General features: G+C 63.8%; 15 protein-coding genes. 10 read left to right on the top strand and 5 right to left on the bottom strand.

All coding sequences use genetic code 11. The annotated features are described in order from the left end of the window. The first annotated feature begins 35 nt into the window (after window positions 1-35). From VFZ97_13215 to VFZ97_13230, 4 genes are all read left to right on the top strand, one after another. Entirely contained in the window at window positions 36-1,550 is a 1,515-nt protein-coding gene (locus VFZ97_13215; GenBank protein HEX6394392.1) for a helix-turn-helix domain-containing protein, read from the top strand. Window positions 1,551-1,634: 84 nt separating this feature from the next. Further along, window positions 1,635-3,722 (top strand): 4Fe-4S dicluster domain-containing protein, encoded by a 2,088-nt coding sequence (locus VFZ97_13220; GenBank protein HEX6394393.1) that lies wholly within the window; start codon window positions 1,635-1,637, stop codon window positions 3,720-3,722. Between the two features lie 279 nt (window positions 3,723-4,001). Then, window positions 4,002-4,592, top strand: coding sequence for a hypothetical protein (locus VFZ97_13225; protein ID HEX6394394.1), 591 nt, complete (start codon window positions 4,002-4,004; stop codon window positions 4,590-4,592). Between the two features lie 603 nt (window positions 4,593-5,195). Further along, complete coding sequence (locus VFZ97_13230) at window positions 5,196-5,888, top strand: FAD-dependent monooxygenase (GenBank protein HEX6394395.1); 693 nt, start codon at window positions 5,196-5,198, stop codon at window positions 5,886-5,888. Between the two features lie 542 nt (window positions 5,889-6,430). Here VFZ97_13230 and VFZ97_13235 read toward each other — a convergent pair. The 3 genes from VFZ97_13235 to VFZ97_13245 all read right to left on the bottom strand — a co-directional run bounded on the left by VFZ97_13235 (window position 6,431) and on the right by VFZ97_13245 (window position 8,707). Continuing rightward, on the bottom strand, window positions 6,431-6,808 hold the full coding sequence (locus VFZ97_13235; protein ID HEX6394396.1) for a hypothetical protein: 378 nt from the start codon (window positions 6,806-6,808) through the stop codon (window positions 6,431-6,433). A gap of 501 nt (window positions 6,809-7,309) precedes the next feature. Further along, on the bottom strand, window positions 7,310-7,453 hold the full coding sequence (locus VFZ97_13240; protein HEX6394397.1) for a hypothetical protein: 144 nt from the start codon (window positions 7,451-7,453) through the stop codon (window positions 7,310-7,312). Window positions 7,454-7,678: 225 nt separating this feature from the next. Beyond that, complete coding sequence (locus VFZ97_13245) at window positions 7,679-8,707, bottom strand: aromatic ring-hydroxylating dioxygenase subunit alpha (GenBank protein ID HEX6394398.1); 1,029 nt, start codon at window positions 8,705-8,707, stop codon at window positions 7,679-7,681. 209 nt (window positions 8,708-8,916) lie between these two features. Between VFZ97_13245 and VFZ97_13250 the strand changes: the two genes are divergently transcribed. The 5 genes from VFZ97_13250 (at window position 8,917) to VFZ97_13270 (ending at window position 11,497) form a co-directional block, all read left to right on the top strand. After that, entirely contained in the window at window positions 8,917-9,210 is a 294-nt protein-coding gene (locus VFZ97_13250) for a hypothetical protein (GenBank protein ID HEX6394399.1), read from the top strand. A 107-nt stretch (window positions 9,211-9,317) separates the two neighbouring features. After that, a complete protein-coding gene (locus VFZ97_13255; protein HEX6394400.1) occupies window positions 9,318-10,064 on the top strand; it encodes a hypothetical protein in 747 nt (248 codons plus the stop codon). A 127-nt stretch (window positions 10,065-10,191) separates the two neighbouring features. Continuing rightward, window positions 10,192-10,539: a hypothetical protein gene (locus VFZ97_13260; protein ID HEX6394401.1), complete on the top strand. Its 348-nt coding sequence runs from the start codon at window positions 10,192-10,194 to the stop codon at window positions 10,537-10,539. Between the two features lie 569 nt (window positions 10,540-11,108). Beyond that, window positions 11,109-11,309 carry a hypothetical protein gene (locus tag VFZ97_13265; GenBank protein ID HEX6394402.1) on the top strand — a complete coding sequence of 67 codons (201 nt, stop codon included), beginning with the start codon at window positions 11,109-11,111 and terminating at the stop codon, window positions 11,307-11,309. Continuing rightward, a complete protein-coding gene (locus VFZ97_13270; protein HEX6394403.1) occupies window positions 11,306-11,497 on the top strand; it encodes a hypothetical protein in 192 nt (63 codons plus the stop codon). Before VFZ97_13265 ends, VFZ97_13270 begins: the two co-directional genes overlap by 4 nt. Window positions 11,498-12,257: 760 nt before the next feature. Here VFZ97_13270 and VFZ97_13275 read toward each other — a convergent pair. Continuing rightward, window positions 12,258-12,488 (bottom strand): hypothetical protein, encoded by a 231-nt coding sequence (locus VFZ97_13275; GenBank protein ID HEX6394404.1) that lies wholly within the window; start codon window positions 12,486-12,488, stop codon window positions 12,258-12,260. A gap of 208 nt (window positions 12,489-12,696) precedes the next feature. Here VFZ97_13275 and VFZ97_13280 point away from each other — a divergent pair, with 208 nt between their 5' ends. After that, window positions 12,697-13,083, top strand: coding sequence for a hypothetical protein (locus tag VFZ97_13280; protein HEX6394405.1), 387 nt, complete (start codon window positions 12,697-12,699; stop codon window positions 13,081-13,083). A 99-nt stretch (window positions 13,084-13,182) separates the two neighbouring features. Here VFZ97_13280 and VFZ97_13285 read toward each other — a convergent pair whose 3' ends face one another. After that, entirely contained in the window at window positions 13,183-13,437 is a 255-nt protein-coding gene (locus tag VFZ97_13285) for a hypothetical protein (GenBank protein ID HEX6394406.1), read from the bottom strand. Window positions 13,438-13,952: the final 515 nt, after the last annotated feature.

The following is a 13,952-nucleotide window of genomic DNA, read 5'->3' on the forward strand; positions in this document are numbered from 1 at the left end:
GTTTCTCGTGAAAAAGTGTAAAACTTTCGATATAGATGACGTCCGAACCTCTTGATCCACTGGTGTTCGGCCACCGCCTCCGCCACTTCCGGCGGCAGGCCGGGATGACCCTCGAAGCGCTCGGCGAGGTGGTCAAAAGACCCGCCTCCTACCTCTCCCAGCTCGAGAACGGTCACCGCGAGCCGCGGCTTTCGACCGTCAACCAGCTCGCCTCCGCCCTCGGGTGTCGCCCGGCCGACCTTCTCTCGCCGACCGCCCCGAACCGGCGGGCCGAGCTGGAGGTGGCCCTGGCCCATGTCCAGGAGGATCCCCGCTACCAGGCGCTTCGGCTGCCTTACCTGAGGCCGAGCGCCCGGCTCGACGATGTCGCTCTCGAGCACCTGGTAGGTCTGTTCGACAAGGTGCGGGAGCTGTCCACGGCGCCCGCTTCCAGTGGGCAGTCCTCTGGCGACGGCGGTGGCGGTGGCGGTGTGTCGGCAGGCGCCCGAGTCGCCAACGCCGCCATGCGCGAGGAGATGCGCAAGCGCGACAACTACTTCGAGGAGATCGAGCGGGTCGCCGGGGAGGCTTTGGCTGCCGTCGGATACGCCGGCCAGGGGGCCGTGTCGGAGCGGAACCTCACCGATCTGGCCGCTTACTTCGGCTTCACCATCGCCCGTGTCCAGGATCTTCCGCCGTCGACCCGGTCGATCAGCGACCTCCGTCACCGGGTGATCTACGTCCCGCAGCGGAACCTCACGCGAGGCACCAGGTCGGCCCGGTCGGTCATCGCCCAGACCGTCGGCCGCTTCGCGTTGGGCCACCGTGACCCGTCCGACTTCGAGTCGTACGTCAGGCAGCGGGTCGAGGCGAACTACTTCGCCGGCGCGCTGCTCGCCCCGGAGCAGGCGGTGGTGCGGGTCCTGCGTGCGGCGAAGGCCCGCGAGGACATCTCCGTCGAGGACCTGAACGAGATGTTCTACATCTCCTACGAGATGGCGGCACACCGGTTGACCAACCTGATCACCCGCCACTTCGGGATCCCCGTCCACTTCCAGCGCTCCGACGCGGACGGGCTGCTATGGAAGGCGTACGAAAACGACGGGGTCCTCTTCCCATCCGACGCCGACGGCACGATCGAGGGCCAGCGGCTGTGTCGCTGGTGGTCGAGCCGGCAGGCGTTCGAGTCCGAGGACTCGTACGCGGTGCACTACCAGTACACCGAGACGGTTGCCGGGACGTTCTGGTGCTGCACCCATATTGGAGTGGAGCAGGATCGCGGCGAGGCAGTGACGGTCGGGACCCGTGAGGAGGAAGCCCACTGGTTCCGGGGTAGCGACACGACGCGGCGGACGGTCTCGCGCTGCCCCGACCCGGAGTGCTGCAGGCGTCCCCCCGCCAACGCGGTGAAGCGGTGGGAGGGCGTCGCCTGGCCGTCGGCGCGTGACCACAGTCACTTCGTGTCCGGTCTTCCGACCGACACGGTCGTGTTCAGCCCCCATCCGGGAGTCGACCTCACCGACGTCTATTCGTTTTTGGACAGGCACTCCGGCGGTTTGGGCACTCCATAATCGTTCCGGCTAGGGTGGCCGGTCGCTCTTTATCCGGCCTTCTCCGGCCCGACCGGTGTGGCTCGGACGATTTGGAGGATGTGAGTGGCTCTCAGAATTGCCATCGGCTTCGCGTTAACGGGTGCCGGCGTGGCCGTCGCGCTGTGGAGGCTGGGGTTCCTGTTCCGCCTCGTCACCAACGGCAAGCCCGCTCCCGGCCGCATGAAGGATGTGGGCGCCCAGCTCAAGGCCGAACTCCTCGACGTGTTCGGGCAGCGCAAGCTGCTCCGCTGGAGCGTGCCTGGTGTGGCTCACTTCATGGTGTTCTGGGGATTCATCGTCTTGATGTTCACGATCGCCGAGGCCTACGGCGCCCTGTTCTCGAAGACCTTCGCGATAACAGGGAACGAGGCGCTCGGTTTCATCGAGGACCTCTTCGCAGTCGGCGTTCTAGTCGGCATCATCACCTTCTCGGTGATCCGGCTGGTTCAGTCGCCGGAGCGAGAAGCGCGGAAGAGCCGCTTCTACGGATCGCATACCACGGCGGCGTGGATCACCCTCGGCCTGATCTTCCTTGTCATTGCGACGCTTCTGCTCTACCGGGGGGCGCAGGTGGACACCGGTGACTTTCCCTACGGCAAGAGTTGGTGGCCATTCGCGTCACGCCTGATCGCCGGAGCGTTCTCCGGTTTCAGCCACACGACAAACATGCACCTCGAGACCACGTTCATCCTCGCCCAGATCGGGGTGATCTGGGCGTTCGCGGTGTTCCTGCTCCACTCGAAGCACCTTCACATCGTGGTCTCGGAGCCCAACGTCCTGTTCTCCCGCCGGCCCAAGGCACTCGGTCCCCTCGCCACCACACCCGATCTCGACCCGGAGAACATGACCGAGGACACGGTGATCGGCACCGGTCTGATCGCCCACACCACGTGGAAGCAGCGCCTCGATTTCTTGAGCTGCACTGAGTGCGGTCGTTGTCAGGACCAGTGTCCGGCGTGGGCGACCGACAAGCCGCTGTCCCCGAAGCTCGTCATCATGGACCTTCGTGACCACATGATGGAGTCGGCCTCGGAGCTTCTGTCCGGCAAGGGCACGAACGGCGACGCGTCGGACGGCGTTTCCGCCAAGCCGTTGGTTCCCGACGTCATCCAGGACGACGTCTTGTGGTCGTGCACCACATGTGGAGCGTGCGTGGAGCAGTGCCCGGTCGACATCGAGCACGTCGACACGATCCTGGACATGCGGCGGTACGAGGTGTTGATGGAAGCTCGGTTCCCGAGCGAGGCCGGCCTCATGCTGCGCAACATCGAGAACCAGGGCGACCCGTGGGGTCTCGGGCAGAGTCACCGGCTCGACTGGACCGAGGGGCTCGACTTCGAGGTCCCTGTGGTCACGGGCACCATCCCCGAAGAGATGGAGTACCTGTTCTGGGTCGGGTGCGCCGGCGCCCTCGACGAGCGCGCCCGCCGCACCACGCAGAGCATCGCCAGGCTGCTTCACCGCGCGGGTGTTGCCTTCGGCGTGCTTGGCCCGCGCGAGTCGTGCAGCGGAGACCCCGCACGCCGGCTCGGCAACGAGTACCTCTTCCAGACCCAAGCACAGATGAACATCGCGACCTTCAACAGCGCCGGCGTGAAGAAGATCGTCGCGTCGTGCCCGCACTGCTTTAACTCGATCGCGCGGGAGTACCCCGCGCTCGGCGGCGAGTTCGAAGTGATGCACCACACCCAGCTGCTAGAACGGTTGCTCGCCGATGGAAAGTTGCGCCCGCAGAATCCCGTCGAGCAGAACATCACCTACCACGACCCCTGCTACCTCGGCCGCCACAACGAGGTTTACGACGAGCCGCGCGGAGTTCTTGGGAGCGTGCCGGGCGTGTCGGTCACCGAGATGCACCGCCATCGCCGGACCGGTTTCTGCTGCGGCGCCGGCGGAGCGCGGATGTGGATGGAGGAGAAGATCGGCACCCGGATCAACACCAACCGGACCGACGAGGCCCTCGCCACCGGTGCCGACACCATCTCCACCGCCTGCCCGTACTGCCTGATCATGCTTGACGACGCCACTAAAGCCCGCCAGGCGGAGGGTGCCGCTCCGGAGTCGGTCAGGGTTGTCGACGTGGCGCAGGTGCTCGAGCAGTCGGTCGGGGCGCCGGCGCCGGCTTCGGCCGGCGGGGAGACCGCTACTTAGGTCGTCGTCTGCGCTCGGCGCTCCGGCGCTCGGGGCATGCGTCTGGGTTCGTGCGTCTAGGTTCGTGCGTCTGGGTTCGTGCGTCTGGGTTCGTGCGTCTGGGCGTGGATTTTGCGTTTGGGTGTCGAAAGGAGCCGGATCCTGGCGAATTCAACGCCCAAACGCAGATTCCCCTGCAGCTAACGGCTCATCAGCAGCGGCACCATACGGACTCGCTGCGGGGAATCTGCAGGCACATTCAGCAGCAGTGCAACGCACCGGTCTCGTAGGATTCGCGGCATGTCCGCTACTCCGGCCGGGCCCTCGTCGGACGGCGGGACGTACATCCGGGCAGGAGGCGGTGTGGAGATCAACCCGCGCCGGCTCGCGAACATCCTGGTCTGGATTGTCGTGGCACTTTTGGTCGCGTTCTCCGCCTACTACGGGGTCGCGGGCGCGGAGCAGAACAGTCAGCTGAACACCTTGCGGCAGAAAGGGGTTCCCGTATCGGTGACCGTGACCGGCTGCGTAGGCATCAGCTCCGGAGTCGGAATGGGAATCGAGTACTGGCAGTGCAGCGGCTCGTACGCCCTCCGAGGCCAGACGTTCAACGAGGTGATCAGAGGCAGCCGCCGGCTTCTCGACACGGGCCACCGAATCGACGCAATCGCAGTTCCTGGCCAACCGTCTCTGCTTTCTACAGTCTCATCGGTACGGGGAGCGCACTCGTCCGCTGCGGACTACATCGCCTGTGCCGTCCTGAGCGCGATTGGGGTAGTCCTCGGCGCTGGATGGTTTCTCTTCCATCGCACCCGCCGCAGCGTCGAGCAGCCAAGCCGACCGGTAGCGGGACAGACGAGGCTCCACCAAACGGACGGCATGGGCGAGTGATGACTTAGCCCCCGGGACCCTTTTTCGTGGAACCAACAAGTTTCGAGATCGAGGTTTGATTCAAGCTTCGTGAACCGGTTAGGCGTGGAGGATCGCGTAAGTCCATCGCTGGCACGGTTCACAACGCTTACGGAAGCTTCGGCGGTGACAAAGCCCCCTTTGGGGGGCTACGTCAGCGGGGGGTGCGGGTGGAACCCCAAGACGTCCCAAACCGCGTGCCCTCCGACACGACGCACGCTGCCCTCCGGGCGTCGGCTCCCGCCCCTCCACCGGCTTCACCGGCTACGGGTTGGGCTCGAAGAAACAGTGCGGGCGTTGTGTGGTGACGAAATTGCAGACCGCAGGGGTCTTCGAATTCTTTCGCGGCGAGGCGCTGTCTCGACAATCGTCGATATCTTGGCGAGCGTTATGCGGAGGCGATAGGCATCGCCGATTGCTTGTCGCTGAAGCGCCAGATCCGTCGTTCGGCGCTAACCGCAACCGCGACCGGGGATGCTGCGACGGCGTTCCAGATCGAATGTTCGGCGCCGTCCCAGTAGGAACGTATTCGCAGAGGGGTTCTGTCGCGTCTCGTCGGTCCGACGGCAGGTCCGGATAGTCTCGATGACCTCGGGTCTGGGGAGTGGGAGGAGCGTCGGTCTGAGAGTCGGAATCGCAGGTGGTGGGATCGCTGGGCTTACGTTGGCTGCTGCGCTGGAGCCGCACGGTTTTGACCTAGTCGTATTGGAGCGCCAGCCGGAGGTCCGCGATTCGGGAGCGGGGATCTCACTTTGGCCCAACGCGCGAGCGGCCCTGGACGTCGCGGGATTGGGGGCAGTAGTGCGTTCGCTGGGAAGAACTCTGGCCGAGGGTGGAGAGAAGAGACTTGACGGACGGGTCGCTTTAAACTTCTCGGGGCGTAGCTTCGAGGCGGCGCTGGGCGAGGGATTGGTATGTGTAGACCGCGGCGAACTCGTTCGCGCTCTAACAGCACGTATTCGCCCCGGCACGGTGCGGACCAGTTGCGCGGTCACCGGCTTCGAACTCGACGCTTCAGGAGTCACGGTCCGCCTGGCTGATGGAGCAAGCCTCGCCGTGGACGCTCTGGTGGGCGCGGACGGAATCAACTCTGCCGTCGCCAGCGTGCTGAACGGACCTCTACAAACGTCCTACAGCGGTTACGCCGCGTGGCGAGGAATCGCCGAAACCAGCTACCCACCCGACAGCGACAAACTCTGGGCCTGTCTTGCCGGAGGCCACGAGTTCGGCTGGATGCATGTTGGTGACGATCGCACCTACTGGTTCGCCACCTCCTGACTCCAGAAGGGTCAGACATTCGCAAGCGGCGACGACGTCTATCTAAAAGACACGTTCAGCGAGTGGCCCCACCCCATCCCCGATCTCCTGGCAGCCACCCCTCCCGAGCGGCTCGTGCGGAATGAGATCGTTGACCGCGCCATGCCGGACAGTTGGAGCCACGGAGCAGTGACACTTGTGGGCGACGCCGCTCATCCCATGCGCCCGCACCTTGGCCAGGGTGGCTGCCAAGCCATCGAGGACGCAGTTGTACTTGCCTCTTGTTTGGCCGAGTCTGCTGATCCTGCGGTCGCGTTCGCCGAATATGAGAAACGTCGCCGTCGGCGAGCTCGGCTGATCGTGTTCCTCTCGCGGATCTCGGGCTTTACCCGTCCATGCGGACCGGTTACGACCGCGTTTGACCGGGTGTCCAGGGCCCTTCCCCAGCTTCAAATTGGTCCCGCCGTTCGGGCTATAGCCCCGATAGCCGGATACCGAGCCGGCCAACGAGCCGTCGGGTGAGACCCAACCGAACCGGGCGTTCAACATAGGTCAGGGAGGGTTCAGTCGGGTCGGTAACGGATGAGGAACAGGCCGGCGCCGACGCCGACGAGGACTATCGCCAAGGACAGCCACGGCCATGGGCTCCATTCCTGGACACAGGTTTGACCGGAGGTATTAGAGGTGCACACATTCCCTGGCCCGGCCCTGTTGAGGTAGGCGACATAGAGAACTGGAAGCCCGAGTCCACTCAGTACCCCGACCAATCCCAGCCCGCCGGAAGCTAGAGCCACCACAACGGTGGCAGCCAGGGCGATCGGCATCGCCAACGGGCCCACCGACGCGATCGCAATTAGTCCGAACGCCCACAGAGCCCCAACCAACAGCCAAGCCGCGAACCATCGCCACGGTCGAACGCCATGGAGCGTTACCGAGTTCACGGAACAAGCATCGCGCCCGAACGACCTATCTCGCACCCTTCCCCGCCCGCTTGCTGTCGATCTGGGCCACGCCCGACTCGGCGATAGGGCGGTCCATGACACAGCCAGCTCATCGCTCGGAGCTCGCCTCACGGGTTTCCGGCAAATGGAGTGACTCCGGCGTAGCTCTGTCAGACTGACACCGTGGCCGCCGCCAACGTGGACATCAGGGGAGAGGTTCGCGGGCTTCGCCTTGAGATCGCAGACGAGATTGCCGCCCTGTCCGCCGACCAGTGGGATGGGCCGTCTTGGTGCACTGGCTGGCGTGTCCGCGACGTGCTTGGTCACCTTGTGAACATGGCAGAGTCCAGCCGGCTATCCATGTTCTGGCAGGTCGCCCGTAACCCTGTACGGCCGGATCGTGTCATTGACCGAGACGCCAGAGCGCTGGGAAGCCGACCCGTACCCGAACTTGTCGAAAGGCTGCGCCGCTCCGCTGACGGATACGTCCACATTGTTGGCCTACCATCGGAGGTGGGGCTTGGTGATCTTCTCGTTCACAGCGCTGACGCGTTGCGCCCAGCCGGGATCATGCCCGACCCGCCTCTCGCTGATGTGCACTTGGTACTCGACACCTACAAGAAGTGGGGCCAGAGGGTGGTCCATGCCGCTCCGCATCGCGGTGTCTCTCTTACGGCGACCGACGCAGACTGGCGTGTGGGCACTGGACCAGAAGTGAGAGGAAACGCGATTGACCTCCTGCTGTTGGTCGCCAACCGCCGGCAGGTTGTTGACCGGCTCGACGGTCCTGGCGTAGCTGAGTTGGCCGGATACGGGAGCGATTACGTCCGAGCCTGGGCCTCCCGCCCGGCAATCGGCGCTATGGGCGGCTCAGATCCGGGCCGGAACGACCTTTCTTGCTGCGATCGCGGCTCGTCCTTCGGGCCATTCGCCTTCGGCGGCCAAGTTGAGGACCCGCCGGAACAGGAGCGTGGAGGCATCAGCTTTGACACTTACCTGGCTTCTGGCCCCGGTTCGCTGTGCGCTTTCCAAGACGACCCGGTCTTGGGCGAGAATCGGCCCTCCCCGTGGTGTGTACCAGTAACGAGTGCCGCCAACCGGAAACATGAACTCCACTCGGCAGACACCGTCGCCTGTGGGGACGAAGTGGAAGATCGTCGCCGGTATCCGGGGTCCCTTGTCACCCAAGAGGTGCCGGACGCTGACCGTCACCCTGTTTGGAAGCTCGAACACTACGAGAACGTCTGGGTCCTCGGGTGTCGGGTCGTTCTCGCCCACGGGCGGCCAGAACATGACGAAGCCTGATTCGGTGGTCCGCAGCTCGTAGGGCGAGTCCTGGCTGCCGTGAAGGAGGCGCATATAGAACTGTGGGTGGGTCCACGGGTGAGTGAACACCGGGTGGCACCAGTCGAGGTTGTTCTCAAGTGCCATCTTCCAGTCGCAGCGGAGAATCGCTGAACCCTGCACCCCGCCTGTGCGAGCGAACCTTTCGATTCTCGGCGGGTTCGGCTGGTATGGCTCCTTGGCGAGCGACACCCACACGTAGCCGTCCTGTTCCACGCAGTTGAATGAGCACACCTTGGCCGTCGAAGGAATGGATTCCCCGTTGAGGGAGGGAATCTCGACGCAGCTACCCGTGGTGTCGTAGCGCCAGCCGTGATAGCGGCAAGCCAGTGTGCCGTCAGCGACTCTGCCGAGCGACAACTCGACGCCGCGATGGGCGCACCGGTTGGAAAGGGCGGCTACCTGCCCGCCGCTGCCTCGGAAGATGACCAGATCCTGGTCAAGCACACCGGTGGCGAGGGCCTTCCGCCTGACACGGCTCGACGGGATGGCCGGCCACCACTGCTCGCGGAGCCAGACGCTTTCGGTTTCCCCGGTCTCAGCTACTGCGTTCACGTCGCTCCTCCTTCTCAGACAAGAGGTGCTAGAGGGACACTAGGTTCGGCATCCAGTCACAGTCCAAAGCTGCCAGCCCCGCTCCGCGACACAGATCGTGAGTGCACCCGGTTATGGTTACACGCCAACCTCGACGCGATATTCGGCGATCCGGGCGAGGCAGAGGCCGCTACCCTTATGGGACTGAATGAGATGAGGGGCAGGGTGCGATGGCGGATGCGGTCATCCTTCTGGTCGTGATAGCGATGGTGTGGGGGCTCTACATCCAAGCGATCGTCATGGCCGCGAGGCGGCCGGACTTTGCCTACAGGGCGATCGGGAGAACGAAGCCAGGCACCGTTGCCATGATCCTTCTCACCGGCTTCATTGGTGGTCTCTACTTCCTCTTGCGGATCAGGCCGTCGTTGCTCGCTGCTGAGCGTGCGATACCTGCAGGGTCGCTTCCCCCTGCCGACACTGACGACATCAAGCAGTGGCGCCGGACTCGCGATCCTTGGTCATGAAACCGTGTATGAGTCTCAGACCCACGGCGAAGCTTGCCCTAGGGGCTCTCCTGACGGCAGCGATGGCAACGGCGGGGGTGGCCGCAGGCTGCGGGTCGTCTGATTCCATGACTCGGACAGCCAGCGGGCCAGCATTGGTGGATGCTGCTGCTGCGTTGACCGGAGCATCGACTGCTGAGATCCAATACGCGATCCGGTTCGGCGACCAACCCTCGGTCGTCACGGAGACGCTGTTGTGGGATTTCCGAAGGCAGATCGGAGAGGTGCCACCTTCGGGGACCCGCGGCTCACAGGATTACAGCCCCGAACTGATCTTGACCCCCACCGCGGAGTACATGGACATATCCGGGTCCGGTCTATCGAGCGCCAGATGGCAGCTAGAGACTCACCCGATCGCCCAAGGCACTCAGGCGGCTGTGGAAACACTCCTTGGCCAGCAAGCCCCCACCGCAGACCTAGGAGCGCTTCTTCGAGCCCTCCAACCGCTCATCCAGACAGTCACACCAGGCGGAACGGGAAACGTGGACGGTACACACGTGAGGTTCTACACGGTCGGAATCTCTGTCGATACTCTCGAAGATGCCATCAACGCGGACGCTCCCGAGCGGGCCAGGATGGGGCAGTTCTACGGGACCACCCTCGAGCTGCTCATCGCCATCGACTCCAAGAATCGGATCGTGCAGATCAGCGAGCACAATCAGTCCGCCTTCGGGCCTGTGGCCGGGACTATCACCTTCAGTCACTTCGGGATCGCCGTAGAAGTGACCATCCCACCACCCGATCAGACGTACAACCCTCTACAGCCGAGCCAGAACTTCGGCGGAAGTCAGCGCGAATATTCCGCGCCTCGCTGACCTTGAGAGTCAACCACCCCTCTCACAAATCGTTCCGTCTCGCGCCACCCACGAGGCTCTCCGGGCGACCAGAAACCGCCCGGTAATCGGCGTACAGCGCGGCAGGAGTAAGGCAAGATTGCCCGTGGTGACCGACGAGGACCAACGCGCCAAGTGTTCCTGCTACTACGTTGCAGAGCACCTTGGGCCGGACGCTGAACGGTATGCAGCCGAGCACCTGAAGGAGGTTCGGAGCCATCCGGTCGAATGGCTGGTTGAGTACCAGTGCCCCCTCTACGGCAAGCGCTGGCTAAGAGATGAGCCGTGGGGTACTGGTCATGGGGGCGGTCCCTATCGCCTTCGCACCTTCGAGAAGGTTTGTCGTGACCTACGGAGCGAGCTGGGAACGGTCACCGCCCTCCTAAGCAATGATGCCGAGGCGACAGCCGCCGCGGAGGTCATTCGGCGTCGCTTAGGCGATTGCTCGGAACGCTGATGGTGAGAGGCGTCCAGATCTGAGTGCGCTCACTTCTCGGGGAGGCACACGTAGTCGGTGATCGGGAACACCGGCTGGCGTAGTTTGGTCGCCGTGAGCGGCCAGGGGTCACCGGGAATCTGCGACATTTGTGGCCGCCCGGTCGGGGCTGAGGCTGCCTTCGTGAATATCGGACCGACGGACTGGACAGATCCCTCGAAGCCCAAGACCCGCCATTGGATTCCAGCCGGGACTGAAATCCATGGCTGGTCCCCATTCGTCGTCGAGCACCCAGCCTGCTTTGCGGGCGTGAACGGTCAAGCAGCTCTGGATGATCTCCAGGCGCACTCGGTCTGACGCCATAACGACAGCGCACTCAGTTATGGAGACACGTCAACCTCGACGCCGGATTCGGCGATCGCGAGTGGGCGTCAGTCCCCATTGTTTGGAGCTGTGGTGGCGGCAGAACGCCAACGGCGGGCCGACGATCGGTAACCATGGTCAGGGTCGTCCGACCGGAGTGAGGTCGACGGTGCAGAGCCTCCTGACGCGATCTGATCGCCGTCACAGGGTCTGGCCAGACTGGTGACATGAGCCCACCTGACGATGATCCGGTTCCGCCAGGCCTTGTGTTGGGCCTCGAGGAGGCCTTTCGAGTCTTGGAAGCGCTCGAGGATGCTCTGCACGCCATGGAAGAGGCAGGCGTCGCTCCCGGGCTCCAAGACGAGCTGGCCACCGTCATTCGCCTTATCCACGGTAAGTTGGGTTTGGACGAAGGAGGCGTCCTGTGAGCGAACCTGAGATTTTGCGCCCGGCCGAGGCAGCTCGCCGTCTGGGTGTGCCAACCCGGGTGGTCATCCAAGCTATGTACGAGAGGAAGCTTCCTCGGCTGCGGCTCGCCGACGGGACCCTCGGGATTCCTTCTGATGCACTGGAGACGTTCCAAGTTCCAACCGGCGGACCAGCGCCGCAGAGTTGAATACGACGTAGCGTCGGCCGACAAGCGCACGCATAATCGGAGCGCCGGTGGTTCTTGACCAAGTCGGGTCGGGGCGAACCGAATCGGGGCTCGGATCGGGTCCGACGAGGTGGTAGAGAGTCGTACATGTCCCCTGCCGGGCCGCCTCACCTTCCGCTATCTCCCGACCAGGTCTTAGCCTACCAGCAATGGGCACGGAGCCACGAAGGGCCAGCTCCCTTTCGCGATCCCGAAGATCCTCTCGACCACCTCGCAATGATTCGCCAGCTGGCGGAAGCCTTCAGCGGACGATCCTGATGTTCTCTGCTGGATCGCCGTGGCCGATATGGAGGCGTTGATTGACATGCACTGGCCCGATGTCATTGACGAGGTCGAATCGGCGGCGACCGCATCGGCAGCCCTCCGCCGCGTGATTTCCTGTTGCTACTTCGACGACGCTACCCCTGACTCTGTCCAGGCTCGGCTTGCCCGGTTGGTGGGACCGGACGACGATATCGGTCATCTGCCTGCGTAGATGACGCAGAACGATCCTCATACGGCGCTGCGGACCGAACAGGGGAACGACTCCACTGAGGCTCGGGATTCGGCGATCTCGGACACCCTCAGCGGAGTGGACACGGGCTGGCTGTGGGCGCATATCGCTGGACCAACAGTGAGATGAGCTGCACTTTCAATCACCCGAATATCCAGGTCAGCTCCAAGCGGCCTGCGGGTGGATCACCCACGAGGTTCGGGGGCGACCCACCGGCTGTGGCTCATGTCAGAATCGCGACGTGAGAGGCGCCACGGGCGGGATCGCCATCAGGGTGTCCCTCGGGATCGCTGGTCTCACACTGGCAGCCTGTGGGAGTTCGGGGATCCGCTCGGCGACCTCTGCGAGCGGCACGACCGGATCGACGGTGCCGTCAGTGTCAGGGCACCACACCGTGTACTTCCGCCCGGTGCTGTGTGAGCTCCCTTCCAGTACCCCCGCACCGACTGTGGCCCCCACGACATATCCGTATCCGAGTGTTCCTCCAACGTCTGTTCAAGTTGGATCCTCCTCGACATTTCCCCCAACGTCGAGTCCCCCCGCGTCCTACCCGCCAGTTTCACAGTCGGCCGCTAGTCCACAGGCGGCGAATCCGGGCGCATGCGGCGATCAGGCCCTTTCCTCGATAACCGACACCGGCACCGGGACCGAGACCGCAGCGAAGAAGGTGATCGCGCCCTACTACCTCGCTGCGGCGTCACCGCGTTACGTGCTCGGTCCAGCTGACATGACCGGATCGGCGATAGCCACGGCCGAAGCCATCTCCACGATCGGGCAGTACCAGATTCAGCTCACATTCACTGCAGCGGGATCTGGGGACTTCAACGCGGTAGCAGCCCAGCGCTATTCCTACTATCGGCAGAACCCGAGCAATCCGCCTTACCAGAGCCTGGAGGCCATTGAGGTTGACGGCAAGGTCGTGTCCGCCCCGGAGATCCAAGTTGCCAGTTTCAACGGTACGGCCGTCATCAGCGGCTCAACCACTGCACCCTTCTCGAAGGAACAAGCCTCAACCATCGCTCAGGAGATCCAACTCGCCAGATGGCAGTCCTAGCACTTCATTCAGTGGAGCCAGAACGCGCGCACATCCGGTCACTGACCGACCACGGCCACGCGCTCGATATTCCGGTGATCTGGCGTGCGCAGCCGGGTGCTAACTCACGACCATCAGAGATGCGTACAGGGTGGCACTGAGATTCCTCTCCGGGTTGTTGATGTCCTGCCTGACCCGATACCCACCGGGTTCCACCGGGGGGACGAGCAGTCGGTACGGCCTGACTGTCCGCCCAACTCGTGCAAACGACACCTCGCTGTCGATTGCAATCGCCTGCGGCTCGGTCCCTCCCGGCTCTGCGACGGTCAGGTAGTTGATGGACCGCCACTGTCCGGTGATTTCAGCCTCCAGCATCACTTAGATGCCGTGGATGAATCCTTCTGTTGAACCAGTCGTGTTGGCCGAGACGCACTGGCCGGGCCGGACGGACGCCGGATTCAACATCAACCGGACATCGCCAGGTGGGTCTGGCCGCACCGGCAAGGGTGGTGCGGACTTCGGCGTTTCCGTCACGGACTGAAGGCTAGAACCAGTCATCCCGGCCCGCGAGCGCGCCAGAACGTGAGCGCATCCGGTTACGGAGACACGTCAAGCATCGACGCCGGATTCGGCGTTTTGCGGTGTGTCCTGAAAGGAGAGTGATGGTGACGTAGAAGGTTGCTAACACGATCCGTGCTGTGCCGGTGATGGAGGTTGGCCCTCCGGGACCGCCGATCAGGCGGAGGTCTCAAACCACCGCAAGCGGCTGCGGTTAAGAGTCGTGGTCGTGAGCGTTGCGGTAAAAGGCCCGCTGTCAGCGGGTCAGGTGGGCGACGAGAAGACGAACGTGAGTGAACCACTGCTGACGCATCGAAAGCCGAAACGATGGC

This window comes from Acidimicrobiales bacterium (assembly GCA_036378675.1).
Classification (GTDB): domain Bacteria; phylum Actinomycetota; class Acidimicrobiia; order Acidimicrobiales; family Palsa-688; genus DASUWA01.